General features: G+C 56.6%; 26 protein-coding genes and 1 pseudogene. 10 read left to right on the plus strand and 17 right to left on the minus strand.

Annotated features, from left to right (window positions below; all coding sequences use genetic code 11):
* Positions 1-29: 29 nt before the first annotated feature.
* Positions 30-1,103 carry an acyltransferase family protein gene (locus EV102420_RS14205; RefSeq protein WP_042392849.1) on the minus strand — a complete coding sequence of 358 codons (1,074 nt, stop codon included), beginning with the start codon at positions 1,101-1,103 and terminating at the stop codon, positions 30-32.
* 278 nt (positions 1,104-1,381) lie between these two features.
* Here EV102420_RS14205 and lolC point away from each other — a divergent pair, with 278 nt between their 5' ends.
* From lolC to cobB, 5 genes are read left to right on the plus strand one after another with little or no spacing between them, the layout of a single operon-like run.
* Entirely contained in the window at positions 1,382-2,581 is a 1,200-nt protein-coding gene (lolC, locus tag EV102420_RS14210) for a lipoprotein-releasing ABC transporter permease subunit LolC (RefSeq protein ID WP_042392851.1), read from the plus strand.
* Positions 2,574-3,275, plus strand: a complete 702-nt coding sequence (gene lolD / locus EV102420_RS14215; RefSeq protein WP_042392852.1) for a lipoprotein-releasing ABC transporter ATP-binding protein LolD — start codon at positions 2,574-2,576, stop codon at positions 3,273-3,275. Before lolC ends, lolD begins: the two co-directional genes overlap by 8 nt.
* Positions 3,275-4,519, plus strand: coding sequence for a lipoprotein-releasing ABC transporter permease subunit LolE (lolE, locus tag EV102420_RS14220; RefSeq protein WP_042392854.1), 1,245 nt, complete (start codon positions 3,275-3,277; stop codon positions 4,517-4,519). Before lolD ends, lolE begins: the two co-directional genes overlap by 1 nt.
* Positions 4,520-4,563: 44 nt before the next feature.
* Complete coding sequence (nagK, locus tag EV102420_RS14225) at positions 4,564-5,475, plus strand: N-acetylglucosamine kinase (protein WP_042392856.1); 912 nt, start codon at positions 4,564-4,566, stop codon at positions 5,473-5,475.
* Between the two features lie 15 nt (positions 5,476-5,490).
* Complete coding sequence (gene cobB / locus EV102420_RS14230; RefSeq protein WP_042392858.1) at positions 5,491-6,312, plus strand: Sir2 family NAD+-dependent deacetylase; 822 nt, start codon at positions 5,491-5,493, stop codon at positions 6,310-6,312.
* 52 nt (positions 6,313-6,364) lie between these two features.
* On the opposite strand, the gene potD is transcribed toward cobB, so the two are convergent.
* From potD to potA, 4 genes are read right to left on the minus strand one after another with little or no spacing between them, the layout of a single operon-like run.
* The gene (gene potD, locus EV102420_RS14235) at positions 6,365-7,411 is read right to left on the minus strand and encodes a spermidine/putrescine ABC transporter substrate-binding protein PotD (RefSeq protein ID WP_042392860.1); all 1,047 of its coding nucleotides are present in this window, start codon (positions 7,409-7,411) and stop codon (positions 6,365-6,367) included.
* Position 7,412: 1 nt separating this feature from the next.
* Entirely contained in the window at positions 7,413-8,219 is an 807-nt protein-coding gene (gene potC, locus EV102420_RS14240; protein WP_042392862.1) for a spermidine/putrescine ABC transporter permease PotC, read from the minus strand.
* Positions 8,216-9,073 (minus strand): spermidine/putrescine ABC transporter permease PotB, encoded by an 858-nt coding sequence (gene potB, locus EV102420_RS14245; RefSeq protein ID WP_042392864.1) that lies wholly within the window; start codon positions 9,071-9,073, stop codon positions 8,216-8,218. Before potB ends, potC begins: the two co-directional genes overlap by 4 nt.
* On the minus strand, positions 9,057-10,136 hold the full coding sequence (gene potA, locus EV102420_RS14250) for a spermidine/putrescine ABC transporter ATP-binding protein PotA (RefSeq protein WP_042392866.1): 1,080 nt from the start codon (positions 10,134-10,136) through the stop codon (positions 9,057-9,059). The genes potB and potA overlap by 17 nt, the downstream gene beginning before the upstream one ends.
* A 317-nt stretch (positions 10,137-10,453) precedes the next feature.
* Between potA and pepT the strand changes: the two are divergent.
* Positions 10,454-11,680, plus strand: a pseudogene (pepT, locus tag EV102420_RS14255) (peptidase T).
* Positions 11,681-11,686: 6 nt separating this feature from the next.
* Positions 11,687-12,178, plus strand: a complete 492-nt coding sequence (locus EV102420_RS14260) for an REP-associated tyrosine transposase (protein ID WP_042392868.1) — start codon at positions 11,687-11,689, stop codon at positions 12,176-12,178.
* Between the two features lie 326 nt (positions 12,179-12,504).
* On the opposite strand, the gene EV102420_RS14265 is transcribed toward EV102420_RS14260, so the two are convergent.
* The 8 genes from EV102420_RS14265 to rluE all read right to left on the minus strand — a co-directional run bounded on the left by EV102420_RS14265 (position 12,505) and on the right by rluE (position 20,324).
* Positions 12,505-13,626 carry a ribosomal protein uL16 3-hydroxylase gene (locus tag EV102420_RS14265; RefSeq protein ID WP_042392870.1) on the minus strand — a complete coding sequence of 374 codons (1,122 nt, stop codon included), beginning with the start codon at positions 13,624-13,626 and terminating at the stop codon, positions 12,505-12,507.
* A gap of 68 nt (positions 13,627-13,694) precedes the next feature.
* On the minus strand, positions 13,695-15,158 hold the full coding sequence (gene phoQ / locus EV102420_RS14270) for a two-component system sensor histidine kinase PhoQ (protein WP_042392873.1): 1,464 nt from the start codon (positions 15,156-15,158) through the stop codon (positions 13,695-13,697).
* Positions 15,155-15,829: a two-component system response regulator PhoP gene (gene phoP, locus EV102420_RS14275; protein WP_042392876.1), complete on the minus strand. Its 675-nt coding sequence runs from the start codon at positions 15,827-15,829 to the stop codon at positions 15,155-15,157. The genes phoQ and phoP overlap by 4 nt, the downstream gene beginning before the upstream one ends.
* A gap of 137 nt (positions 15,830-15,966) precedes the next feature.
* Positions 15,967-17,337 (minus strand): adenylosuccinate lyase, encoded by a 1,371-nt coding sequence (gene purB, locus EV102420_RS14280; protein WP_042392877.1) that lies wholly within the window; start codon positions 17,335-17,337, stop codon positions 15,967-15,969.
* Between the two features lie 19 nt (positions 17,338-17,356).
* Entirely contained in the window at positions 17,357-17,986 is a 630-nt protein-coding gene (gene hflD / locus EV102420_RS14285; RefSeq protein WP_042392879.1) for a high frequency lysogenization protein HflD, read from the minus strand.
* 53 nt (positions 17,987-18,039) lie between these two features.
* The gene (gene mnmA, locus EV102420_RS14290) at positions 18,040-19,146 is read right to left on the minus strand and encodes a tRNA 2-thiouridine(34) synthase MnmA (RefSeq protein ID WP_042392882.1); all 1,107 of its coding nucleotides are present in this window, start codon (positions 19,144-19,146) and stop codon (positions 18,040-18,042) included.
* Between the two features lie 55 nt (positions 19,147-19,201).
* Positions 19,202-19,660 (minus strand): NUDIX hydrolase, encoded by a 459-nt coding sequence (locus EV102420_RS14295; protein ID WP_042392884.1) that lies wholly within the window; start codon positions 19,658-19,660, stop codon positions 19,202-19,204.
* A 10-nt stretch (positions 19,661-19,670) separates the two neighbouring features.
* Complete coding sequence (gene rluE, locus EV102420_RS14300; protein WP_042392887.1) at positions 19,671-20,324, minus strand: 23S rRNA pseudouridine(2457) synthase RluE; 654 nt, start codon at positions 20,322-20,324, stop codon at positions 19,671-19,673.
* A gap of 120 nt (positions 20,325-20,444) precedes the next feature.
* On the opposite strand from rluE, the gene icd reads away from it, so the two are divergent.
* Entirely contained in the window at positions 20,445-21,695 is a 1,251-nt protein-coding gene (gene icd, locus EV102420_RS14305; RefSeq protein WP_042392888.1) for an NADP-dependent isocitrate dehydrogenase, read from the plus strand.
* Between the two features lie 66 nt (positions 21,696-21,761).
* Here the strand turns inward: icd and EV102420_RS14310 are convergent, their stop codons facing one another.
* Positions 21,762-22,157 (minus strand): hypothetical protein, encoded by a 396-nt coding sequence (locus EV102420_RS14310; protein WP_042392889.1) that lies wholly within the window; start codon positions 22,155-22,157, stop codon positions 21,762-21,764.
* 269 nt (positions 22,158-22,426) lie between these two features.
* On the opposite strand from EV102420_RS14310, the gene EV102420_RS14315 reads away from it, so the two are divergent.
* Positions 22,427-22,897 carry a lysozyme inhibitor LprI family protein gene (locus EV102420_RS14315; protein WP_052512369.1) on the plus strand — a complete coding sequence of 157 codons (471 nt, stop codon included), beginning with the start codon at positions 22,427-22,429 and terminating at the stop codon, positions 22,895-22,897.
* Between the two features lie 31 nt (positions 22,898-22,928).
* Here EV102420_RS14315 and EV102420_RS14320 read toward each other — a convergent pair whose 3' ends face one another.
* Together EV102420_RS14320 and EV102420_RS14325 are read right to left on the minus strand one after the other, a co-directional pair.
* A complete protein-coding gene (locus tag EV102420_RS14320) occupies positions 22,929-23,720 on the minus strand; it encodes a cytochrome c oxidase assembly protein (RefSeq protein WP_042393009.1) in 792 nt (263 codons plus the stop codon).
* A 12-nt stretch (positions 23,721-23,732) separates the two neighbouring features.
* Entirely contained in the window at positions 23,733-24,197 is a 465-nt protein-coding gene (locus tag EV102420_RS14325) for a DUF2243 domain-containing protein (protein WP_042392891.1), read from the minus strand.
* A 175-nt stretch (positions 24,198-24,372) separates the two neighbouring features.
* Between EV102420_RS14325 and EV102420_RS14330 the strand changes: the two genes are divergently transcribed.
* On the plus strand, positions 24,373-24,930 hold the full coding sequence (locus EV102420_RS14330) for a histidine phosphatase family protein (RefSeq protein ID WP_042392892.1): 558 nt from the start codon (positions 24,373-24,375) through the stop codon (positions 24,928-24,930).
* 70 nt (positions 24,931-25,000) lie between these two features.
* Here the strand turns inward: EV102420_RS14330 and yncL are convergent, their stop codons facing one another.
* Positions 25,001-25,093: a stress response membrane protein YncL gene (yncL, locus tag EV102420_RS21490; RefSeq protein WP_072015273.1), complete on the minus strand. Its 93-nt coding sequence runs from the start codon at positions 25,091-25,093 to the stop codon at positions 25,001-25,003.
* Positions 25,094-25,210 lie beyond the last annotated feature (117 nt).

The raw sequence follows: 25,210 nt of genomic DNA on the forward strand, positions 1-25,210 counted from the left end.
GATCCCTCAATATTAGCAAAGTTAGACCGCTAGCGCGTGGCGGGATCCAGACGCAGTTTCGCCGGCGGTGAAAAAAAGAGATCGCCAAACAGGCGCACGGAGAGGCGGCGGATACCCAGCCCAACCAGCGTACACACCAGCAGGCTCAGAATGGGGTAAACCAGCAGCAGGCCCAACTCCAGCGTCGGCGAGAGCACGCCCTGGCGAAACAGCGGCAATAGGGCGAGGCTGCTGCCTTCGATCAATATGCGGTGGGTGGTATAAATGGCAATGGTGTTGGAGCCAATCACGTTCAGGAGACGATCCTCACCGGGGGTAAAGCGCTGCTCCAGCCGCCAGAAGAGGGACATGATCAGCCATGCCGAAAGCAGGGAGAGCAGCACCGGCACGTTGCAAAACCAGAGCGCGACCGCCACCAGCAGGGCAGGCACCAGGGGTAAAATTTGGCGGCGCAGGGGGATGCTTTGCAGCCAGCCCATAATAGCCACGCCGTACCAGGCCCCAAGGGCATAGTAGATGACGTTGCGCACCACGCTGTTCATTCCCCACCATGGGAGCGGCAGGAAGTTGATGGCCACCGACGCCACCAGCATCAGCCCCAGCGCCGGACGTTTCCAGCGGCTCAGGAATTTGCAGACCACGAAGTAGATCAGCAGGGCGTAGAGATACCACAGGCTGGTGCTGGCGGTCAGCATTCCGTGGAGAAACTCGCTCAGCGAGTCGGCGTAGGCCGCGTTGGCGGACTGGCTAAGATCGCGCTCAGGAGCCAGCCAGCGGTTGAGAAAGCCGATCCCCTGCCACTGTAAAACGCCCCACAGGGCCAGCACGTAGAAAATTGACCAAAGCCGCTTATCGATGCAGTTCTTCCATTCGGCCTCGGTGATATACCGCCGGATCAGGTAGCCAGAGATGAAGAAAAAGACCGGCATGCGGAACGGGGCGAGGTAGAGATTCATATAGAGCCAGCATTTGGCGAGCAGGCCGGAGAGCGGGTGTTGCAGCCCCTCAAGATGCGGGTAGAAGGTGATCACCGAGTGGTAGATCACCACCAGACTGATGCATAACCCTTTGATCTGGTTAATCCACAATGCTTTTTGCTTCATCGTTAAAACGCCCGTGTTGCGATAAATTTTGGCGTATATAGTGATCGTGGCGAATGGCGCTGTAATGGGTAACGCTCTGGATTTACCCTGTTATGGGAAGTTTTCAGAAAAAGGTGAGGTCCGTTGTCACCTGCATGGGCGATAAACACTGTTTTAGCAAATTGATTTTGAACAAATTTTTACCCTAATCCCCGACAATTCTTAACGCATAAGCGATTTACCATCCCCTGTTTCGCTTATATACTCGTGAGTCTGCTAACCGCAACCAGACGGATGTCATGTACCAACCTGTCGCACTATTCATAGGCCTGCGTTATATGCGTGGGCGCGCAGCGGACCGATTCGGTCGCTTTGTCTCCTGGCTCTCGACCATTGGTATTACGCTCGGCGTGATGGCGCTGGTGACCGTGCTGTCGGTGATGAACGGCTTCGAGCGCGAGCTGCAAAACAACATCCTGGGGCTGATGCCGCAGGCGGTTCTCTCCTCTGCCAACGGCTCGCTGAACCCGCAGCAGCTGCCCGCCAGCGCCGCTAAGCTGCAGGGCGTCAGCCGCGTTGCACCGCTGACCACCGGCGACGTGGTGCTACAGAGCGCCCGTAGCGTCTCGGTGGGGGTGATGCTTGGCATCGATCCCGCGCAGAAAGATCCGCTTACGCCGTACCTCGTCAACGTCAAGCAGACCGATCTGCAGCCGGGCAAATATAACGTGATCCTCGGCGAGCAGCTGGCCGGGCAACTGGGCGTTAACCGCGGCGACCAGCTGCGGGTGATGGTGCCCTCCGCCAGCCAGTTTACGCCGATGGGCCGCCTGCCTAGCCAGCGTCTCTTTACCGTCATCGGCACCTTTGCTGCCAACAGCGAAGTCGATGGCTATCAGATGCTGGTGAACATTCAGGATGCGTCACGCCTGATGCGCTACCCGGCGGGCAACATCACCGGCTGGCGGCTGTGGCTCAACGAGCCGCTGAAGGTGGACGAACTGAGCCAGCAGGCGCTGCCGGACGGCACCAAGTGGCAGGACTGGCGCGATCGCAAAGGCGAGCTGTTCCAGGCCGTGCGCATGGAGAAGAACATGATGGGTCTGCTGCTGAGCCTGATCGTCGCCGTGGCTGCCTTCAACATCATCACCTCGCTGGGGCTGATGGTGATGGAGAAGCAGGGCGAAGTGGCGATCCTGCAAACCCAGGGGCTGACCCCACGCCAGATCATGGCGGTCTTTATGGTGCAGGGGGCCAGCGCGGGGATTATCGGTGCGCTGCTCGGTGCCGTGCTGGGGGCGCTGCTGGCCAGCCAGCTTAACAATCTGATGCCGATTATTGGCGCGCTGCTGGACGGCGCGGCGTTGCCGGTGGCCATTGAGCCACTCCAGGTGGTGATTATTGCGCTGGTGGCGATGGCCATTGCGCTGCTCTCTACGCTCTATCCCTCATGGCGCGCCGCCGCCACCCAACCCGCTGAGGCTTTACGTTATGAATAAGATCCTGTTGCAATGCGACAACCTGTGCAAACGCTATCAGGAAGGGAACGTGCAGACCGACGTGCTGCACGATGTCAGCTTTAGCGTGAACGAAGGCGAAACCGTGGCGATTGTCGGCAGCTCCGGCTCCGGTAAGAGTACGCTGCTGCACCTGCTGGGGGGGCTGGATACGCCCACCTCCGGCGACGTAATTTTTGGCGACCGTCAGCTGAGCCAGCTCTCCTCAACGGCAAAAGCCGAGCTGCGCAACCGCGAGCTGGGCTTTATCTACCAGTTCCACCACCTCCTGCCGGACTTTACCGCCCAGGAGAACGTCGCCATGCCGCTGCTGATTGGCAAGCATAAACCGGCGGAAATTACCCAGCGTGCGCGGGATATGCTCCAGGCGGTCGGCCTGCTGCACCGGGCGAACCACCGTCCGTCCGAGCTTTCCGGCGGCGAGCGCCAGCGCGTCGCCATTGCCCGGGCGCTGGTGAACAATCCGCGTCTGGTGCTGGCGGATGAACCCACCGGTAACCTGGATGCACGCAACGCTGACGCGATCTTTGCCCTGCTCGGCGAGCTAAATGCTTCGCAGGGCACGGCGTTTCTGGTAGTCACCCACGATCTGCAGCTGGCAAAACGCATGAGCCGCCAGATGGAGATGCGCGACGGTCACCTGAGCCCGGAGATGACGCTGATGGGGGCGCAGTAATGGCTTCACCTCTGTCGTTACTTATTGCCCTGCGTTTTAGCCGTGGCCGTCGGCGCGGCGGCATGGTGTCGCTGATCTCGGTGATCTCAACTATCGGCATTGCGCTGGGGGTGGCGGTGCTGATCGTCGGCCTGAGCGCGATGAACGGTTTTGAACGCGAGCTGAATAACCGCATCCTCGCGGTGGTGCCTCACGGCGAGATCGAGCCTGTCAACCAGCCATGGAGTAACTGGCGCGACGCGCTGGGCAAGGTTGAGAAGGTGGCGGGCATTGAAGCCGCCGCGCCCTACATCAACTTTACCGGCCTGGTGGAGAGCGGCGTAAATCTGCGCGCTATCCAGGTGAAAGGGGTCGATCCGCAGCAGGAGACGCGCCTGAGCGCGCTGCCGCGCTACGTGCAGAACAATGCCTGGGCCAACTTCAAAGCGGGTGAGCAGCAGGTGATCCTCGGTAAAGGCGTTGCCGAGGCGCTGAAGGTTAAGCAGGGCGACTGGGTATCGGTGATGATCCCCAATGCCAGTGCCGACCATAAGCTCCAGCAGCCGAAGCGCGTCAGGCTGCACGTCAGCGGTATTTTACAGCTCAGCGGCCAGCTCGATCACAGTTTTGCCATGATCCCAATCCAGGATGCTCAGCAGTACCTGGAGATGAACGACGGCATAACCGGGATTGCCATCAAGGTTAAGGACGTCTTTAACGCCAATAAGCTGGTGCGCGACGCCGGCAGCGTGACCGACAGCTACGTCTACATCAAGAGCTGGATCGGCACCTACGGCTACATGTACCGCGATATCCAGATGATCCGCGCCATTATGTATCTGGCAATGGTGCTGGTGATCGGCGTGGCCTGCTTCAACATCGTTTCTACCCTGGTGATGGCGGTGAAGGACAAGAGCGGCGACATCGCCGTGCTGCGTACCCTCGGGGCGAAGGACGGTCTGATCCGTGCGGTCTTCGTCTGGTATGGCTTGCTGGCCGGGCTGTTCGGCAGCGTGGCGGGCGTGGTGATTGGCGTTGTGGTGGCACTCCAGCTGACGCCGATTATCAACGGCCTTGAGACGCTGATCGGCCATCAATTCCTGTCGGGGGATATCTACTTTATCGATTTCCTGCCGTCAGAGCTGCACGCGCTCGACGTGGTCTACGTGCTGGTAACCGCCCTGGTGCTGAGCCTGCTGGCGAGCTGGTATCCCGCCAGACGCGCCAGCAATATCGATCCGGCCCGCGTTTTAAGCGGACAATAGTTTAAGCGGGCAGTAATTTCAGCGGCCAGTAACAAGGAGTGGCGATGCATTACGGGCTGGACATTGGCGGAAGTAAAATTGCGCTGGGCGTCTTCGACAGTAGCAGAACGTTACAGTGGGAGCGGCGCATCGCCACGCCCCATGAGAGCTACAGCGCCTTTTTAGACGCCATCGCCGGACTGGTGCACGACGCCGACGCCCGAACGGGTGAACGCGGCTCGGTGGGCATCGGCATTCCCGGCATGCCCGTTACCGCCGACGGCACGCTCTACGCAGCGAATCTTCCCGCCGCCAGCGGCAGGGCGCTGCGGGCCGATCTTTGTGCGTTGTTAGGCCGCGACGTGCGACTCGACAACGACGCCAACTGTTTTGCTCTCTCGGAAGCCTGGGACGATGAGTTTGCCCGCTATCCGCTGGTGATGGGGCTGATCCTCGGCACCGGCGTGGGCGGTGGGCTGGTGCTCAACGGCAAATCTATTCCCGGTCACAGCTATATTACCGGCGAGTTTGGCCACATTCGTCTCCCCGTCGATGCCCTTGAAATTCTTGGGCATGATATTCCTCTACTGCGCTGCGGCTGCGGCCAGCTGGGCTGCATTGAGAACTATCTTTCCGGCGGCGGCTTTGCATGGCTCTACAATCACTTCTACGATCAATCTCTGAACGCACCTGAAATAATCGCTCTATGGGAACAAGGTGATGAAGGGGCACGTGCGCATGTGGCTCGCTACGTTGAGCTGCTGGCCGCCTGCCTGGGGACGATATTGACCATCGTAGATCCGGATCTGCTGGTCATCGGCGGCGGGTTGTCAAACTTTGCTGCGTTGACCACGCTGTTGTCCGACCGCTTGCCGCTGCGTCTGCTGCCGGTTGCCCGGGTGCCGCGCATTGAGCGGGCCCGACACGGCGACGCGGGCGGCATGCGTGGCGCAGCCTTCCTCCATCTCACCGATTAAGCACAAGAGGCCGATATGCAGTCGCGTCGTTTTAGCCGACTAAGCCGTTTTCGCCGCAACAAACGTCGTTTGCGCGAGCGGCTACGCCAGCGCATCTTTTTCAGAGACAGAGTGGTACCCGAAGTGATGGAAAAACCAAGAGTGGTCGTGTTGACCGGGGCGGGGATCTCCGCCGAGTCGGGCATTCGTACCTTCCGCGCCGCCGACGGGCTGTGGGAGGAGCACCATGTAGAGGACGTCGCCACGCCGGAGGGGTTTGCCCGTAACCCGGAGCTGGTGCAGTCGTTCTATAACGCACGCCGTCGCCAGCTGCAGCAGCCGGAGATTGCGCCCAACGCCGCGCATCTGGCGCTGGCCGGGCTGGAAGAGGCCCTTGGGGATCGCTTTCTGCTGATCACCCAAAACATCGACAACCTGCACGAGCGCGCCGGTAACAAGAACGTGCTGCATATGCACGGCGAGCTGTTGAAGGTGCGCTGCGCCTCCAGCGGACAGGTGCTGGAGTGGACGGGGGATATCTCACCGGAAGATAAGTGCCACTGCTGTCAGTTCCCGTCACCGCTGCGCCCGCACGTGGTCTGGTTTGGCGAGATGCCGCTGGGCATGGATGAGATCTACAGCGCGCTGGCGCTGGCGGATATCTTTATCGCCATCGGCACCTCCGGGCACGTCTATCCCGCTGCCGGGTTTGTGCATGAGGCGAAGTTACAGGGGGCGCACACCGTCGAGCTGAACCTTGAACCGAGCCAGGTGGGCAGCGAATTCGAAGAGAAGCACTACGGGCTGGCGAGTCAGGTGGTGCCGGAGTTTGTTGATCGGCTGCTGAAAGGGCTGTAACGGATCCTGTAGGCCCGGCAGGCTCGCCGGGCGTATGTACAGGTAGGGCGGATTAACGGCCCGCTTTCAGCTTCTGGTAGTAGCTCTCATAGATAGCGCTGGCCTGGCCAACATCATTCTGCCACTCGCCTTTGCTCACGGTCTCGGCATCCGGATAGAGCGACTTATCGTTGGCCACCGCCGGGGTAAGCAGCTTGCGTGCCGCCAGGTTAGGCGTCGGGTAACCAATGGTTTCCGCGACCTGTTTTGCCACGTCCGGGCGCAGCAGGAAGTTGATCAGCTTGAGCGCACCGTCCACGTTTTTGGCGTTGGCCGGGATCGCCAGGCTGTCCATCCAGAAGATGCCGCCCTCTTTAGGCCACACCACCGTCAGCGGCGTACCGCTCTGGCGCGCCACGTAGGCAGAACCGTTCCAGACCATCCCCAGGTTCACTTCACCTTCCATATAGGGGTTCGCCGGGTTATCGGAGTTGAAGGCCGCCACGTTTGGCATCAGCTTTTGCAGCTCGTGGTAGGCGGCCTCGATCTCTTTCGGATCGGTGGTGTTACCCGAATAGCCCAGCTTGCGCAGCGCCATCTGGAACACTTCCCGGGCGTCGTCGGTCAGCACCAGGCTGCTCTTATACTCCGGCTTCCACAGATCGGCCCAGCTGGTGACGCTCTTAGGATCGATCGCTTCGCTATTCACCCCAATCGCCGTCGCGCCCCAAATGTAAGGAATCGAGTAGTCGTTGCTCGGATCGAACGGCTTGTTTAGCACCTCAGGATCGAGGTTGCCGAAGTTGGTCAGCTTGCTCTTGTCGATCTTCTGGATCATCCCCTCTTTACGCATCTTATCGACAAAGTAGGTGGAGGGTACAACCAGATCGTAAGCGCCGTCTTTATAGGTTTTGAGCTTGGCATACATGGTCTCGTTCGACTCGTAGGTCGAATAGATCACCTTGATACCGGTCTCCTTGGTGAACTGCTCCAGCAGGCCCGGCGGCACGTACTCAGTCCAGTTATAGAAGTAGAGGGTCTTATTATCCTCGGCATGGGCGGCACTCACGCTGAGCGCCAAAGCCCCCGCGGCGAGCAGGTGGCGTGACCAGTTTTTCATTTTAACGTCCCCTGATTGCGGAGCCAGTTTTCAGGCCCCTGGTTTTATCGCGTCCAATAAGCTGGCTGGCAATGACCAGAACCAGCGAGAGTACTAGCAGAATGGTCGCCAGCGCGTTCACCTCCGGTGAGACGCCGACTTTCACCATTGAGTAGATCTTCAATGGTAGAATTTCATACCCTGGCCCGGTTACAAACGACGAGACAACCACGTCATCCATTGACAGGGTAAAGCTCAGCAGCCAGCCAGCGGCCACGGCGGGCATCGCCAGCGGCAGAATGATCTTGCGCAGGATAATGATTTCGCTGGCCCCCAGATCCTTCGCTGCCTCCAGCATCCGCACGTCGAAGCCTTTCAGCCGTGAATAGACCGTCACCACTACAAACGGCAGGCAGAAGGTGATGTGCGAGAACAGCAGCGACCAGAAGCCCAGCTGGATGCCGAGCAGCATAAACAGCACCAGCAGCGAGATCGCCATCACGATATCCGGAGACATCATCACCACAAATAGCATACCGCTGACGAACGGCTTGCCACGAAAACGGTAGCGGTAGAGCGCAACCGCCGTCAGGGAGCCGATCAGCGTAGCAAAGGTCGCCGACAGCACCGCCATGGTCAGCGAGTGCTGGGCCGCCTGCAGCAGGCTGTCGTTGTTCATCAGCAGGCTATACCAGTCAGTGGTAAAGCCCTGCCAGTTGATGCCAAAGCGCGCCTGGTTAAAGGAGTTAACGATCAGAATAACGATCGGGATATAGAGATAAGCGTAGATGGCGGTCATAAAACCGCCGCGCAGCAGTCGACCCATCACTCCAGCTCCACCTTTTTATTCAGCAGGCGCATCGCACGCCAGTAGACCAGCAGCATCAGACCCATCACTACCGTCAGGGTGATGCTGGTCGCCGCACCGAATGGCCAGTCGCGAATGTTAAGGAACTGACTCTTGATCACGTTGCCGATCAGCAGATTTTTCGCACCGCCCATTAGATCCGAGACGTAAAACAGCCCCATCGCCGGGAGCATCACCAGCAGGCAGCCAGCGATAATGCCCGGCATGGTCAGCGGCACAATGATGCGGACAAAGGTTTGTAGCTTGCTTGCGCCGAGATCCCGCGCGGCCTCCAGCAGCGGCTTATCCAGCTTCTCAATGCTGGAGTAGAGCGGCATCACCATAAAGGGCAGCAGGATATAGACCAGGCCGATAATGACCGCGCTGGGGGTAAACATAATGCGCAGCGGCGTATCAATAATTCCCAGCTCAAGCAGGAAGGCATTGAGATAGCCCTTGGTGCTGAGAAACAGCTTCAGGCCGTAGATACGGATCAGCGAGTTGGTCCAGAACGGCACAATCAGCAGAAAGAGCAGCAGCGGGCGCACCTTCTGCGGCAGCTTCGCCAGGAACCAGGCAAATGGATAGCCGAGCGCCAGGCAGGCGAGGGTGGCGATCAGCGCCATATTGAGCGAGTGCAGCAGCACGTCAAAATAGAGCGGATCGAGCAGGCGCGTGTAGTTATCCAGCGTAAAGACCAGCTTAACGAAGGATACGTCGTCGCGGGTTAAAAAGCTGGTCACCACGATCATCAGGTTGGGCAGAAAGACAAACAGCACAAGCCAACCGACGACAGTGGCGATCACCACATTCTGGAATTTACTTGTGCTCTTCATCAGCCAGTACGACCTCCCAGCTCTCTACCCAGTTGATCGCCATCTTCTGATCCAGCGAGTGGTCGAAATCGGGATCGTCTTCATTAAAGAATTCGCTGACCATCACAATCTTGCCGTTTTCCAGCTCGACCACCGACTCCAGGGTCATGCCTTTGTAGTTGCGCTCGCGTACGTAGCCAATCAGTCCTTCAATCTCATTGTCGTCGTTGATCTCATCGACGCGCAGATCTTCCGGGCGCAGCAGCACGTTGAGTTTCTGGCCCGGCGTGACGGCAAAGTTAACGTAGATATTGCACTCGCGGCCTTCGACGTTGGCCCGCACGCGCTGGGCATCAATACGCTCGATCACCGTCGCGTTAAAGATATTGATCTCGCCGATAAAGCTGGCCACGAAGAGGTTTTTCGGCTCCTCGTAGATCTCACGCGGGGTGCCGTCCTGCTCGATTTTGCCATTCTGCATCACCACGATACGATCGGACATGGTCAGCGCCTCCTCCTGATCGTGCGTAACGAAGACAAAGGTAATGCCAAGCTTGCGCTGCAATGCCTTCAGCTCGTTCTGCATCTGCTTACGCAGCTTGTAATCGAGGGCCGAGAGGGACTCATCCAGCAGCAGCATGCGCGGCTTGTTGACCACCGCCCGGGCGATGGCGACGCGCTGCTGCTGGCCGCCAGAGAGCTGGTGCGGCTTACGCTGGGCAAACTCTTCCAGTTGCACCATACGCAGGGCATCGGTCACGCGAGGGGTAATCTGATCCGCCGGGGTCTTCTGCATCCGCAGGCCAAAGGCGACGTTTTCGAACACCGTCATGTGCGGGAAAAGGGCGTAGCTTTGAAAGACGGTGTTAACATGGCGATGTTCTGCTGGAACGTTCGTTATATCATCGCTATCGAGAGTGATGCGGCCTGTATCGACACTCTCCAGGCCTGCAATCAGGCGCAGGACGGTAGTTTTACCGCAGCCAGAAGGGCCAAGCAGCGTCAGGAATTCGCCGTTGTTGATGGTCAGGTTAAGATCGGAAATAACGGTTTTACCATCAAAACTTTTTCGAATTCCCGCCATTTGTACCAGCGGTGAAAGCGAACGTGGTTGTGTATTCAATTTTTGACTCTGTCCCGTGTAGACGCAGCGGATGGCTTACCGATGCGGGGTTTGTGATTAACCACCTTGGGTTTTGGCACATGAATAAGGCCTGGCATTCTACGGCAAACCACTGAAATCGCCAAACCTTGTTCTTATTTCTTATCCCGCCTGGTAATTTCTCAGCCACTATTAAGGGTGTAATAAAATACGGGGTTTACAAGCTAAAAGTGACCTGACGCAATACATGTCGTGTCGCGCGTCTTGATAATGTTGTGACAAAAAGTGAGGGTGGCCGCATGGAAAAATTACTTGAGCGTTTTTTACACTATGTTTCGTTAGATACGCAGTCGAAACCGGGTGTCAGACAGGTTCCAAGCACAGAGGGACAGTGGAAGCTATTAGAGCTGCTTCGCGATCAGCTTAATGAGATGGGACTTATCAACGTGACGCTGAGTGACAAAGGCACGGTGATGGCGACGCTGCCCGCAAACGTAGAGGGCGATATCCCCACCATTGGGTTTATCTCTCATGTCGATACCTCCCCAGACTTTACCGGCAAGAACGTTAATCCGCAGATCGTTGAGAACTACCGCGGCGGCGATATCGCCCTTGGCGTAGGAGATGAGATCCTCTCTCCGGTGATGTTCCCGGTGCTGCATCAGCTGTTGGGTCAGACGCTGATCACCACCGACGGTAAAACCCTGCTCGGTGCGGATGACAAAGCCGGCGTGGCGTAGATCATGACCGCGCTTGCAGTGCTGATTAAGCAGAACGTACCTCACGGCGAGATCCGCGTGGCCTTTACTCCGGATGAAGAGGTGGGAAAAGGGGCGAAGCACTTCGACGTCCCGGCGTTTGGCGCGCAGTGGGCCTATACCGTGGACGGTGGCGGCGTGGGCGAACTGGAGTTTGAGAACTTTAACGCCGCCTCGGTGACCATTAAAATTGTCGGTAACAACGTGCACCCTGGCACGGCAAAAGGGGTAATGGTGAACGCCCTGACGCTGGCGACGCGTATTCACGCCCTGGTTCCTGCCGATGAGAGCCCGGAGACCACCGAGGGCTATGAAGGTTTTTATCATCTCGCCAGCATGAAGGGGGCGGTCGATCGCGCGGAGATGCACTACATCATTCGCGATTTCGATCGTAAGAACTTTGAAGCGCGCAAACGCAAGATCATGGAGATCGCCAAAAAGGTCGGCAAGGGGCTGCATCCCGACTGCTATATCGAACTGGTGATCGAGGACAGCTACTACAACATGCACGAGAAGGTGGCTGAGCATTCGCATATTATCGATATCGCCCAGCAGGCAATGCGCGACTGCGATATTGAGCCGCAGCTCAAGCCGATTCGCGGCGGTACCGATGGCGCACAGCTCTCCTTTATGGGGCTGCCGTGCCCGAATATCTTTACCGGCGGCTATAACTACCACGGCAAGCACGAGTTTGTGACTCTGGAAGGGATGGAGAAAGCGGTGCGGGTGATCGTACGGATTGCGGAGCTGACCGCGAAACGGGGGTGACGGCGCTTGTCACACTATTGTCGTCATTACGTTCCCGGCGGAAGCTGGTTTTTCACCGTGAACCTGCGCAACCGCTATAGCGATTTGCTGGTCAGGCATATTGACGCATTGCGTTTGGCAACGGCGCAGGTGAAGCGTCGTAAGCCGTTTTTGATTAACGGCTGGGTTGTTCTGCCCGAGCATATGCATTGTATCTGGACGCTCCCGGCTGAAGACAGTGATTACTCGGGCCGCTGGCGCGACATCAAAAAGCATTTCACCCGGATGCTGCAAACAAATGGAATCTGGCAGCCCCGATTCTGGGAGCATACCTTACGCAATGAAGAGGATTACCGGCGGCATATGGATTACATCTATATCAATCCGGTAAAGCACGGCTGGGTCACGCGGGTGCAAGACTGGCCTTATTCCACCTTCCATCGAGACGTGCAGAACGGATTGTATCCGTTGGATTGGGCGGGGAATTATAGCGAGTTTACCGCCGGAGAGCGGCGTTGATCTGTTGGCAATGAACCGCCGGGCGGCACTGCGTTTGCCCGGCCTACGGTGTTGAGGCTGCGGCGGTTTTGTAGGCCCGGCAAGCGGCGCGCCGCAGGGCGTTGATGTGTTAGCAATGAACCGCCGGGCGGCACTGCGTTTGCCCGGCCTACGGTGTTGAGGCTGGGGTGTTTTTGTAGGCCCGGCAAGCGGCGCGGCGCCGGGCGTTGATGTATTGGCACTGAACCGCCGGGCGGCACTGCGTTTGCCCGGCCTACGGTAGTGAGGCTGCGGTGTTTTTGTAGGCCCGGCAAGCGGCGCGCCGCCGGGCGTTACGTTACCGACAATTAATCTTCGAAGAACCAGTAGCCGCTGTTAACCAGCGCGGCGAGCATGGCGAGGAACGACGGGTCGTCCAGTGCGTCGCCGAGGGTGTCGGCGGTCACCACGATATGGTTTGCCAGCGCGGCGAGGGCCGGGCGGTGCGGGGAATCGACCTTCTCACCGTTTACAAATATCTCTTCGCCAACGCGCAGCACGCGCAGGCCGCCGAGACGCACCAGCTTGTCACCCTGCTGCAGCGCATCGTAGATCTCATCCGGCTGATAGGGCGGCTCCGGCGGAGAGACGTCCAGCTCGTGGCGCGACTGGGAGATAAACTCACCGAACCACTGCTGGAACTGTGCCGGCTGATTAATCAGCTCAAGCATCATTCCGCGCAGCTTATCCAGCTCCTGAGGCAGAATATCCGCCGGATGCTCACGCGACGGTACGTCCGGATCGCTATAGCGATGGCTGCCCAGCTCGCGCTGCAGAACATAGTCCGCAAAGCCGCTGATCATCTCCCGACCGCTTGGCGCACGGAAGCCCACCGAGTAGTTCATTGAGTTTTCAAGGGAGTAGCCCTCGTGCGGGAAGGCAGGGGGAATATAGAGGATATCACCCGGCTCCAGCTCTTCATCAATGATCGCTTCAAAAGGATCGACCTGCAGCAGATCCGGATGCGGGCAGTGCTGCTTCATCGGCACCTTATCGCCCACGCGCCAGCGGCGGCGGCCGGTGCCCTGAATGATAAACACATCGTACTGGTCGAGATGCGGGCCCACGCCGCCGCCCGGTACCGAGAACGAGATCATCAGATCGTCAATACGCCAGTCCGGCAGCGCCCGGAAGGGGCGCATCAGAGCAGCACTCTGCTCGTGCCAGTGATCCACCGCCTGCACCAGCAGCGACCAGTTGGTTTCACCCAGGTGATCGTAGCTCTCAAACGGACCGTGGCTGACGTTCCATTTACCATCCTGATGACTGACCAGGCGGCTGTCGACTTCGCTCTCCATCGCCAGCCCAGCCAGCTCGTCCGGCGAGAGGGGATCGATAAAGTTGGCCAGGCCGCGCTTCAGCACTACCGGGCGCTTTTGCCAGTAACGCTGAATAAAATCGGGCCAGTCGAGTGTTAATTGATATTCCATATGAGTTTCCTGGTCTTGTGTCTGACTCGGATTATAACGGATGGCGGCCTGGCTGGATGCTTAATTCGTTAATTATCCCCGGCGCTCTCCTGTTGGCGGGCAAATATAGCCTCCATCCGCGCGCCACCAAGCGGACTTTCCCCGGTCACGATCTCCCCGCCGTACTGCTCCACGATCTCCCGGGCGACGGCTAGGCCTACTCCCTGGCCGGGGCGCAGCGTATCGGCCCGCTGACCACGGTCAAAAATGGTCTCCCGCAGGCTTACAGGAATGCCGGGGCCATCATCGTCAACGATGATATGCAGTCGATCGTCAGACTGCCGGGCGGAGACCTCAACAAACTCCAGGCAATATTTGCAGGCGTTATCCAGCAGGTTACCCATCACCTCCATCAGATCGTTTTTCTCGCCGACAAAGCTAATTTCTGGGGAGATATCGAGGGTAATCGCCACTCCTTTACGCTGGTAGACCTTATTCAACGCCGAGGTGAGGCTATCCAGCATGGCCGCCACCGGGTGCAGCTCGCGGCTGAGCATAACGCTGCCGCCGCGCATGCTGGCCCGATGCAGATAGTAACCAATCTGCTGGGAGATACGGCTGATCTGCTCCAGCATCACCGGCTCGGCGTCGTTCACGCTCAGCTTATTGCTGCGTAACGAGCGTAGCGTGCTTTGCAATACCGCCAGCGGGGTTTTCAGGCTATGGGTCAGATCGGTGAGGGTGGTACGGTACTTGTCGTAGCGCTCGCGCTCGCTCTTCACCAGGCGATTGAGGTTACGCACCAGGCTGACCAGCTCGCGTGAGGTGACGGGGTTCAGGCGCTCACGGTGGTGCTCCTCCAGCTCGCGCACCTCTTTAGCCAGCGCTTCGATAGGGCGCAGGCTCCAGCGCGCGGCTATCCACAGCAGGGGAATAACCAGCAGCAGGTTAGCCATCACCACGTAGATAAACCAGTTCCACACCTGATGCGCCTGCTTAAGCTCATCGGGCACGGTGTCGATCACCACAATGGTCATCGGTGGCATATGGGCCGTCGCCGGGAAGTAGTTCACCGCCACCGAGTGGGTGGTTTCGCTATCGTTGTCGTCCGCGCGCAGATCGCTGAGGGCTTTCTGCGCCGAGGGATCGCCGCTGATCAGGGTGCTGGTGGCGTCGGCGTCGGCCTCGATCTCATGGAAGCCATCGCTCTTTAGCCACTCAGGGCGGATGCGCTGAACCAACCACGGCACGCTGCGCTGGGACCACAGCAGCTGCCCCTGCTGGTCATAGATCAGCGCCACGGTGGGACCTTGCAGATTCAGATTTTCAGGTATCTCAATACTAAAGCGCTGGTTGTCCCACTTAGAGAGCGTATAGAAAAGGTTGCTCTCGCCGCGCAGCAGACGAAAGGTGGTTTTGTCGAAGCTGACGCTGTAGCCCACCAGCGCCACCATACCGTAGGAGAGGGAGAGCACCAGTACGACGGCTGCCGTGGCGAGCAAGAAGCGGACCCGCAGGGAGAGCGGCAGCAGGTGCCGCCGAAGCCTCTTCATGAAGGCAGTTCGAACAGATAGCCCTGGCCGCGCACGGTATTGATCACCTCATGGGGATACTGGGCCTGGATCTTTTTGCGCAGGCGACCCATGAGCACGTCGATGGTATGGCTCTCTCGCAGCTCGGCGTCCGGGTAGAGCTGTAGCATCAGGGCATCTTTGCTCACCACCTTGCCGCTGTTGCGGATCAGCGTCTCCATAATGGTGTACTCGAAGGCGGTCAGCTTGATCACCTCATCGTCAATGGACAGCTCCCGACGCGAAAGATCGACCTGGAACGGCGGCATAGAGATAACCTGCGAGGCGTGACCACCGTTGCGGCGCATCAGGGCCTGCATTCGAGCGGCCACCTCTTCAATATGAAACGGCTTGGTGACGTAATCATCAGCCCCGGCGCTCAGCACCTCAACCTTATCCTGCCACCCTTCGCGGGCGGTGAGCACCAGCACGGGCAGGGCGACATCATGGCTACGCCAGCGGCGGATCAGCGACAGTCCATCCTCATCCGGCAGGCCGAGATCGACGATGGCGATATCGGGAAGGTGTTCATTTAAGTAGTAATCCGCTTCCTTTGCATCTTCGGCGGCGTCGACCTGGTGCCCCAGCTCCTGCAACTGAACTTTGAGGTGGTGGCGCAGCAAAGAGTTATCCTCTACGACGAGTACGCGCATTGTCCGGGCTCCCATAAATTCTTGTTGTAAATAGTTTAACGCGAATACGTAATTATGATGCGATTGAAATCAACGGAGAGTAAACCAGCGGAGAAGCAGCCCGCTCACTAAACGAGAGCGGGCTAAAAGGCAGGGGATTATTTCAGCTCATCAACCATAGTGATGGCTCGGCCAATGTAGTTGGCAGGGGTCATGGCTTTGAGGCGGGTTTTCTCTTCCTCTGGCAGCGCCAGGCTATCGATAAACTGCTTCATGCCTTCGGCATCAACGCGCTTGCCGCGGGTCAGCTCTTTCAGCTTCTCGTATGGCTTTTCGATACCGTAGCGGCGCATCACCGTCTGGATCGGCTCAGCCAGCACTTCCCAGTTGTGATCCAGTTCGTCGAGCAGACGATCGCGGTTCACTTCCAGCTTGCTCACGCCTTTCAGGGTTGACTGATAGGCGATCAGCGCGTAGCCGATGCCCACGCCAAGGTTACGCAGCACCGTGGAGTCGGTAAGATCGCGCTGCCAACGGGAGACCGGCAGTTTGCTCGCCAGGTGCTGGAGCAGCGCGTTGGAGAGGCCCAGGTTGCCTTCGGAGTTTTCGAAGTCGATAGGGTTAACCTTGTGCGGCATGGTGGACGAGCCGATTTCACCGGCGATGGTCTTCTGCTTGAAGTGGTTCAGGGCGACATACCCCCAAACGTCACGGTCGAAGTCGATCAGGATGGTGTTGAAGCGCGCCATGCAGTCAAACAGCTCGGCGATATAGTCGTGCGGCTCGATCTGGGTGGTGTAGGGGTTCCACTGGATGCCAAGGGAGGTCACAAACTCCTCGCTGAACTGGTGCCAGTCCACTTCCGGGTAGGCTGCGATGTGGGCGTTATAGTTACCCACCGCGCCGTTGATCTTACCGAGGATCTCCACCTGAGCAAGCTGGCGGAACTGACGCTCCATGCGGTAGGCCACGTTGGCCATCTCTTTGCCCATCGTTGACGGCGTGGCCGGCTGGCCGTGGGTGCGAGAGAGCAGCGGGATATCGCGATACTGTACCGCCAGATCTTTTACCGCATCGATAATCTTGCGCCAGTAGGGCAGAACCACCTCTTCCCGCGCGGTATGCAGCATCAGAGCGTGAGAGAGGTTGTTGATATCTTCCGAGGTGCAGGCGAAGTGGATGAACTCAGAGACCGCATGCAGAGCCGGTACGTCAGCCACTTTCTCTTTCAGAAAATACTCGACCGCTTTCACGTCGTGGTTAGTGGTGCGCTCAATGGTTTTAATGCGTGCGGCGTCTTCTTCACTGAACTCCGCGACAATCTTATCTAGGTAACCGTTTGCGTCGGCAGCAAAAGCAGGAACTTCCTTGATAGCTGCATGTGCCGCCAGCTTTTGCAGCCAGCGTACTTCTACCTGAACGCGAAACTTCAGCAGGCCGAACTCGCTGAAGATCTCGCGCAGTGCGCTGACTTTATCGCCGTAGCGTCCATCGACAGGGGAAACGGCGGTCAGTGAGGATAATTCCATAAGACAAAACTCCGGGACGTTAACAATGAGCAAGAATTTGTTTCGCCTGCGTAGACAGACGATTACGGGAAAACATCAGCTGCAGACGACCACCGCCCACCTGGTGCCAGAGCACGGCGGCGCGGATCCCGGCAAGCAGCGAGGAGCGAACTTTCGCCTGCACCTGAGCGCTTTGCAGCACTGCCGGGGAGCCGGTAACCTGAATACGCGGGCCGAGGGGACTAATGACATCAACATAGATCGCGGCCATCGCGCTTAACAGGGTGTCGGAGTGCAGATCGAAGTGTTCGAGCTGGCGTGACAGCCCGGCAATGCGGTTGCCAAGGTTATCCATCGCGCCTTTACTGGCGGCGAGTTTACGCTCCAGCACCATCAGGCTCAGCGTGTAGCGGGTCAGCTCGGCGTTCAGCCCTTCGCGGCTGCTGGCGTTGAGCACGCCCAGCAGGGTTTCGAGACCCATGCGCAGGTTGGCTTCACTACCGCCAAACACCGCCAGCGTGGAGTCCGGATTCTGATCGATAACGCTGTTCAGCGAGACATGCAGGGCGTCGGAATCGCAGGTTCCCTGGTGCGCCAGCTGCTGCACCAGACGAGCCGACTGGCAGATCCCTGCCAGCGCGATGGTGATATCATAATAGTTCTTCGCCACACTCACTCCTTGTATCCCCGCAGCCATACGCGCCACGGGGAGAATGTTCTACGTTAAACCGGCAGCGGCAGACGCTGCTCAATAATGCCGCCGCCCAGGCACACTTCCCCGCTGTAGAAGACAGCGGATTGGCCTGGCGTAACGGCAGCCACCGGCTCGTCAAAACGGACCTCGATACGCTCGTCATCCAGTGCGGTGACGGTGCAGGGGATATCCGTCTGGCGATAGCGCGTTTTTACCGTGCAGTGCAGCGTGCCGGTAAAGGTGTTGCGATCGACCCAGTGCAGCTGCTGGGCAATCAGGCCCACCGACATCAGGCGCGGGTGATCGTGACCCTGGGCGACGATCAGCACGTTGTTCTCAACGTCTTTATCGACCACGTACCATGGATCTTCGCTGCCCTCTTTGGTGCCGCCGATGCCAAGGCCCTTACGCTGGCCAAGGGTGTGATACATCAGCCCCTGGTGCTCGCCAATCTCGTCCCCGTCAACGGTAATGATTTTACCCGGCTGGGCAGGCAGGTAGCGCCCCAGGAACTCGCGGAATTTGCGCTCACCGATGAAGCAGATCCCGGTGGAATCTTTCTTCTTAGCGGTGATCAGACCCAGCTCCTCGGCAATTTTACGCACCTCGGGCTTCTCCAGCTCGCCGACCGGGAAGAGGCTCTGGGCGATCTGTTCGTGGCCGAGGGTATAGAGGAAGTAGCTCTGGTCTTTGTTGCCGTCCAGCCCGCGCAGCAGCTGGCTTTTGCCATCGATGTCTGCCCGGCGCACGTAGTGGCCAGTAGCGATATAGTCCGCGCCGAGATCTTCGGCGGCGAACTCCAGGAAGGCTTTGAATTTGATCTCTTTGTTACAGAGGATATCCGGGTTTGGCGTGCGGCCAGCCTTGTACTCTTCGAGGAAGTGCTCAAAGACGTTATCCCAGTACTCTGCGGCAAAGTTTACGGTGTGCAGCTCAATGCCGAGCTTGTCGCACACCGCTTGCGCATCCGCAAGATCGGCGGCGGCGGTGCAGTATTCCTCGCCGTCATCCTCTTCCCAGTTCTTCATGAACAGGCCTTCCACCTTATAACCCTGCTGTTGCAGCAGGTAGGCAGAGACGGAAGAGTCGACACCGCCGGACATCCCGACGATCACTTTTTTTGGGCTTTCAGACATAGAATACTCGCGACATTAAACTTCAAGGCGGCGTATTCTATCATGCCAGCGCGCCTCAGGCATCACTTGTAAAAGGCCAGTTAAATTCGCCGATCAGCGCCAGCGGGTAGCGCTGACCGCTCTGGTAGCAGCGGATACTCTCCGCCACCAGCGGCGAGCGCAGGTTAGAGGCGGTTAAAATCTCATCGGCAGTGACCCACAGACAGCGATCGATATCGCCATCGTTAGGCCAGGTAGCGCACGTTTCGTTAAGCTCAATGGCAAACAGAAAGCGCAGGAAGGGGGTGTTGTCCGGCGCAATCCACTGGTGCATGCGAATAAAGTGCTGGGGAATGGCATCAATGCCGGTCTCTTCCCACAGCTCGCGCGCGGCGGCCTGCACCAGGGTTTCATTGGCCTCAAGGTGTCCGGCAGGCTGATTCCAGAGCGCTTTATCGTTGATGGTCTCTTCAACAACCAGAAACTTGCCCTGGGCATGCACTACGCAGGCAACGGTAACGTGCGGTTTAAACATACTTTCATCCTTATTCAGCAATATCTCGCCACTCACCGTTGGCGAGATTATCCAGCGTGTAATTTCCCATAGCGTAACGGATCAGGCGCAGCGTGGGAAAACCTACGTGCGCGGTCATGCGTCTCACCTGGCGGTTACGCCCTTCATAGAGGGTGATTTTCAGCCAGGCGGTAGGAATGGATTTTCGCTCGCGGATCGGCGGATTACGTGGCCACAGCCAGTCAGGCTCGCTAACCAATTCGACGCCGGCAGGTAGGGTGGGGCCATCGTTGAGCGTCACCCCGTTGCGCAGCGCCGCTAGCGCGTCCTCGCCGGGTTCGCCTTCCACCTGAACGTAGTAGATCTTTCCGGTGCGCTTGCCCGGCTGCGTTAGCCGCGCCTGCAGTGCGCCGTCGTTGGTCAGCACCAGCAGCCCTTCGCTATCACGGTCCAGACGGCCTGCGGCGTAGACGTCGGCGACGGGGATAAAATCCTTCAGCGTGCTGCGCCCGGCCTCGTCGGTAAACTGCGGCAACACATCGTAGGGTTTATTGAACAAAATCACCCGCTTTGGGTGGTTTTTGCCGTGACGTTGAGTGGGTTGTTGTGAGCTGAATCGCTTAACCCGGTGATCTATAAAAGAAGTTTTGCGCATGGTATTTTCAGATGTTATCAATTGCCGCATTATAGCGGAATAACTTGCGCCTTTCATGCCAGCCGACAATCAGTTAGTATTGACAGGCCCATTACAATTTATTAACAAAACAGCAGAACGAAAACACGCTCGAACTCGAAGGAGAGGTGAATGGAAAGCAAAGTAGTTGTTCCGGCGGAAGGTAGTAAGATCACCCTGCAAGACGGCAAGCTGAACGTGCCAAACAATCCGATCATCCCGTTTATCGAAGGTGATGGTATCGGTGTGGACGTCACGCCGCCGATGATCAAGGTGGTTGATGCCGCTGTGCAAAAGGCCTACAACGGTGAGCGTAAAATTTCCTGGATGGAAATTTATACCGGTGAGAAATCGACCCAGGTGTATGGCCAGGACGTCTGGCTGCCGACCGAAACCCTGGATCTGATCCGTGAGTATCGTGTAGCAATCAAAGGTCCGTTGACGACGCCAGTCGGCGGTGGTATTCGTTCCCTGAACGTCGCCCTGCGCCAGGAGCTGGACCTGTATGTCTGCCTGCGCCCGGTACGTTATTATCAGGGTACGCCAAGCCCGGTTAAACACCCGGAACTGACCGACATGGTGATCTTCCGTGAGAACTCCGAAGATATCTATGCCGGTATTGAGTGGAAAGCCGACAGCGCTGACGCTGAGAAAGTGATCAAGTTCCTGCGCGAAGAGATGGGCGTGAAGAAAATTCGCTTCCCGGAACATTGCGGTATCGGCATCAAGCCGTGCTCGGAAGAGGGTACTAAGCGTTTAGTGCGCGCTGCCATTGAGTATGCGGTCACCAACGATCGTGACTCCGTGACCCTGGTGCACAAAGGCAACATCATGAAGTTCACCGAAGGCGCCTTCAAAGACTGGGGCTACCAGCTGGCACAGGAAGAGTTCGGCGGTGAGCTGATCGACGGCGGCCCGTGGCAGAAGATCAAAAACCCGAACACCGGCAAAGAGATCATCATTAAAGATGTGATCGCCGATGCGTTCCTGCAGCAGATCCTGCTGCGTCCGGCCGAGTACGACGTGATTGCCTGTATGAACCTCAACGGTGACTACATCTCCGACGCCCTGGCAGCCCAGGTTGGCGGGATCGGTATCGCACCGGGCGCGAACATTGGCGACGAATGCGCGCTGTTCGAAGCAACCCACGGTACTGCACCGAAATACGCAGGTCAGGACAAAGTGAACCCAGGCTCAATCATCCTCTCCGCAGAGATGATGCTCCGTCATATGGAGTGGTTCGAAGCCGCAGACCTGATCGTTAAAGGCATGGAAGGCGCGATTAACAATAAAACCGTGACCTATGACTTTGAACGTCTGATGGACGACGCTAAGCTGCTGAAATGCTCAGAGTTTGGTGACGCGATCATCGAAAACATGTAATCCAGACTTTGGATTAGATGACAAAGGGAGCCGGTGTGCTCCCTTTTTTTATGGCTGGGATGCTGACTAATGGATAAGAGATAAAATAACACCTGCTATTGCAGAAATCAGGTAAGCTACCGTTGCTGTAACCCACATATAAGATAGATAATTCATCCACGGTTGGATTTTTAAATCATTTTCTTCAAAAAAGCTATAGGCCGGATCGCTCTGTTTAAGAAAGGAAATTTTTTTCTTCTTACTCAGTTTGATAAAAAACCTGCTTACTGGAAAAACACCGAAAAAACCCAACATATGATAAAATGAACCTGGCGCTGGAAACGTATATTTTTCTTTAAAAAGTGAAACTAAATTTTCATAGCTTTTTTTGTTAGCCAAGTAAATTAGGAAAGAGATAAAAATAAGAATACTACCGAAAAGCCCGATAAATAACCCTAACCTCGCTAGTATATGTTCCAACATCTATTATCCAGCCCAGTAAAGTTGGCGACTGCTCAGTTGTGAAAGATAATGACACTTTACTATTAACAAATTCAATGGCGTTACGCAAAAAGTGTGGTGGATATTAAGAGAGTTAATAACGATAAGCGCTAATTATCATGAGGATTTACAGAGCAGAATGCTGTAAACGAGAGTCATTCTGCCATTATTTCTGATTGAAATCAAAGAATCGGTCTTTAGGCAAGCGTAGCATTATTCTCAGAAATTGCTCATAGGGTTGAAAGAGTTTAATGTTCTTCATCAGGAAAAAACTACTGGTCATTTTATTATTAACTGCCCAGCCGCTTTTTGCCGCCGGGATAGAAGAAATGTTAACTGGCCCAGAGAGCGAGTTTTGCCAAAGTAAAAGGTCAGGCAATGACGATTTATCAACGTACATTGATTGTCTTAAAGATGAAGAGAGCGAAGTAGATAAAGCAATGAAGGCCGCTTTTGATAGATCGTTAGCTACAGTTCAGTCTGATGATTGGCTTCTACCCAACGTTGATTATGAAAATAGCAACTCTGACATTGTCAAACAAAACAAAGAGGCATTTATCAGCAATCAAAAAAACTGGCAGAAAGAGAGCGCGCAGTTTTGTGAACTTGCCACGTCCAGGATAAGCGCCTCTGCGCCTTTGTATCCCGTGTTACTCATTCAGTGCAGAATCAATATGAAGAAGAGGCGAATTGAAGAGCTAAACTATTTTAGCGTTGAGTAAATGGAGCCCCAATGCTTTCCTCTCGTCGGCATTAATACCCCTTCAAAGCACCTGGCAGGGCGCTGCGCTGGCGGAACCAGGCCGCAAAAAAGCCGATGATAATGAGAAACTCGGCCAGGTCGCCGCCGTAATACATCCACTGCGCCGCTGCCTGAATCTCCTCAATACTGGCCGAGGTGCCCTGCGGGTAGCCATAGCCGTACATCAGTTTGCCGAGGATTGCATGCGCGGCGGTAGCTAAGAAAATCACTATCAGCCGTAGATTTCTCGACGGACGATGGGGGGCAGGATCCGGCCCGGCGACAGACCAGGTAAACAGGTAGCCGGAGAGGACAAAATGCACGTGTAGCAAAACAAATAGCACGGGGTCGCCCATGCTCAACGTGTAAAAGGGCGTTAGATAAAGCAGATACATGCCGCCTATATCCAGAAACGCAGCGGTAACCGGGTGGATCAAAAAACGTATCGGACGGATGCGAAGAAAATTCATAATACCGCGAGCCGTTCGGGCTGAAACGCTGCGCAGCAAAAGCGACCCCGGCGCGCCAAATACCAGTCCAAGCGGCCCAAACATACCTAAAAAGAGATGCTGCACCATATGACCGCGCAGATCGTGATGGGCCCAGCTTGCCAGCGGCGGCAGCATGGCGGCCACAATCAGCAGGGTTCCGGCGGTAAAGCTGGCGATGCGCCAGCCGCTCCAGCGGGCGGTACGGCGTATCCGCAAAGCGGCGAACAGATACAAGCCAAGCAGCGCTACAGGAACAATGACCAGAAGAATAAACAGCGCGGCTGAAGGTGCGCCTTCTGGATGATGCATCATCGGCTCCACGACTTAACCCCTGGCCGTACGGCGCGCGCGGCGAAAGAGCAGATAGCCTACCAGCAACAGCAGCAGGGCAGCCCCGTTCCAGATAACATCGTAAAGCAGAACGTTTTCAACGTAGCGGATCTGATGCAGCCTGAGCAGCTTGTGATCGACAATGCCGTCAAACAGCTGAAAACCCCCCATCCCCAAAACGAAGCCCGCCCATGCTGCCGTTCGATTAAGCACGCCGCGACGATAGAGCTTGGTAAACATAAAAAAACCGAGCACAAATAGAATCAGCTCTGCGGAGTGCAGCAACCCATCCGACAGCAGGCTGAACGCCGGGGTGCCCCAGTCAAAAAAGTGATGCCAGGCCAGAAGTTGATGGAAGACCACCTCATCAATTGCCGCCATCATACCTATGCCCAGCGGAAGGGTGGCGAGCAGGGAACGTTTGAGGTCGGCGTTAAGCGGGGACGTTAATGGCGGCATGCGCTCTCCTGAGAAAATTAAAATTTTACTTAAGAAGCGTAGCTGAAAATAATCGGATGCCGGAGGGGCACTGCGCGTTATCTGTCCTTTTGACAAAGTTTCCTGCTCTCCCACTGAAAATGCTAATCTGCTGATTTATTAGAGCTGTTTGATAATGAGAAGGAAGGTATCCGCAATGGAGATTACGTTAGTCAGGCATGGCAAACCCGATTTGAAAAAGTCTGGCAGGGTAAATGCGACAGGTATGCGGGAGTGGGTATCTGCCTACGATGCGTCACGTATTTCTGGATCGCCTGCATCTGCCGCAAAAGCAGCGTGCCAAAACAGTAACCTTATTGTGAGCAGTCCGCTGCCTCGCGCTGTTTCTTCTCTTCATACGTTGGGCGTAAAGCCAAATTTCATTTTAAATGAGTTGAGCGAGGCCCCACTTCCGATCTTTAACGTACCGGCGATTAAACTGCCGCCTTCACTCTGGCTGGTATTCTTCAGGCTGCTCTGGCTAGCGGGTGCGTCGTCAAAGAGTGAGTCATGCGCAGATGCTCAACAGCGCGCTAAAAGAGTCGCGGATCACCTGACAGCACTCGCCCATGAGCACGAACAGGTTTTCAGCATGGGGCACGGCATAATGAACAAGCTGATAGCCAAAGAGCTCGAACGCGCAGGTTGGAAAAAAGTTACGGATGGGGAATCGGGTTACTGGGGGACGGTGAGATACGCATTACCCACTTTTTAAACTATAAAAAAACGGGAGCCAGTCGGCTCCCGTTTTCTATTATCACCCTACAACCCGCTCTGAAACAGTATCAGAACCAGTTGTACTTAGAGTAAAGGGTCAGAAAGAGACCTGCTGCAGCTAACACATTCAGCAAGACTACCGTTCTGCTTGATACATTCATCGTTGCGTCCTTTCGGTTACGTGACGGAGAGTTTAAACCAATTCAATGAACTAAAAACTACCAAAAATGGTGTGTGCCAGAGGGCAATCATTTCATGAACATTGCCGGGCATTTACA

Source organism: Pseudescherichia vulneris NBRC 102420 (assembly GCF_000759795.1).
Classification (GTDB): domain Bacteria; phylum Pseudomonadota; class Gammaproteobacteria; order Enterobacterales; family Enterobacteriaceae; genus Pseudescherichia; species Pseudescherichia vulneris.

Excerpts from the sequence above, each read along its gene's own strand:
- EV102420_RS14205 (WP_042392849.1), bottom strand. The coding sequence starts at position 1,103 with ATGAAGCAAAAAGCATTGTGGATTAACCAGATCAAAGGGTTATGCATC.
- lolC (WP_042392851.1), top strand. The coding sequence starts at position 1,382 with ATGTACCAACCTGTCGCACTATTCATAGGCCTGCGTTATATGCGTGGG.
- lolD (WP_042392852.1), top strand. The coding sequence starts at position 2,574 with ATGAATAAGATCCTGTTGCAATGCGACAACCTGTGCAAACGCTATCAG.
- lolE (WP_042392854.1), top strand. The coding sequence starts at position 3,275 with ATGGCTTCACCTCTGTCGTTACTTATTGCCCTGCGTTTTAGCCGTGGC.
- nagK (WP_042392856.1), top strand. The coding sequence starts at position 4,564 with ATGCATTACGGGCTGGACATTGGCGGAAGTAAAATTGCGCTGGGCGTC.
- cobB (WP_042392858.1), top strand. The coding sequence starts at position 5,491 with ATGCAGTCGCGTCGTTTTAGCCGACTAAGCCGTTTTCGCCGCAACAAA.
- potD (WP_042392860.1), bottom strand. The coding sequence starts at position 7,411 with ATGAAAAACTGGTCACGCCACCTGCTCGCCGCGGGGGCTTTGGCGCTC.
- potB (WP_042392864.1), bottom strand. The coding sequence starts at position 9,073 with ATGAAGAGCACAAGTAAATTCCAGAATGTGGTGATCGCCACTGTCGTC.
- potA (WP_042392866.1), bottom strand. The coding sequence starts at position 10,136 with ATGGCGGGAATTCGAAAAAGTTTTGATGGTAAAACCGTTATTTCCGAT.
- EV102420_RS14265 (WP_042392870.1), bottom strand. The coding sequence starts at position 13,626 with ATGGAATATCAATTAACACTCGACTGGCCCGATTTTATTCAGCGTTAC.
- phoQ (WP_042392873.1), bottom strand. The coding sequence starts at position 15,158 with ATGAAGAGGCTTCGGCGGCACCTGCTGCCGCTCTCCCTGCGGGTCCGC.
- phoP (WP_042392876.1), bottom strand. The coding sequence starts at position 15,829 with ATGCGCGTACTCGTCGTAGAGGATAACTCTTTGCTGCGCCACCACCTC.
- purB (WP_042392877.1), bottom strand. The coding sequence starts at position 17,337 with ATGGAATTATCCTCACTGACCGCCGTTTCCCCTGTCGATGGACGCTAC.
- mnmA (WP_042392882.1), bottom strand. The coding sequence starts at position 19,146 with ATGTCTGAAAGCCCAAAAAAAGTGATCGTCGGGATGTCCGGCGGTGTC.
- EV102420_RS14295 (WP_042392884.1), bottom strand. The coding sequence starts at position 19,660 with ATGTTTAAACCGCACGTTACCGTTGCCTGCGTAGTGCATGCCCAGGGC.
- rluE (WP_042392887.1), bottom strand. The coding sequence starts at position 20,324 with ATGCGGCAATTGATAACATCTGAAAATACCATGCGCAAAACTTCTTTT.
- icd (WP_042392888.1), top strand. The coding sequence starts at position 20,445 with ATGGAAAGCAAAGTAGTTGTTCCGGCGGAAGGTAGTAAGATCACCCTG.
- EV102420_RS14310 (WP_042392889.1), bottom strand. The coding sequence starts at position 22,157 with ATGTTGGAACATATACTAGCGAGGTTAGGGTTATTTATCGGGCTTTTC.
- EV102420_RS14315 (WP_052512369.1), top strand. The coding sequence starts at position 22,427 with ATGTTCTTCATCAGGAAAAAACTACTGGTCATTTTATTATTAACTGCC.
- EV102420_RS14320 (WP_042393009.1), bottom strand. The coding sequence starts at position 23,720 with ATGATGCATCATCCAGAAGGCGCACCTTCAGCCGCGCTGTTTATTCTT.
- EV102420_RS14325 (WP_042392891.1), bottom strand. The coding sequence starts at position 24,197 with ATGCCGCCATTAACGTCCCCGCTTAACGCCGACCTCAAACGTTCCCTG.
- EV102420_RS14330 (WP_042392892.1), top strand. The coding sequence starts at position 24,373 with ATGGAGATTACGTTAGTCAGGCATGGCAAACCCGATTTGAAAAAGTCT.
- yncL (WP_072015273.1), bottom strand. The coding sequence starts at position 25,093 with ATGAATGTATCAAGCAGAACGGTAGTCTTGCTGAATGTGTTAGCTGCA.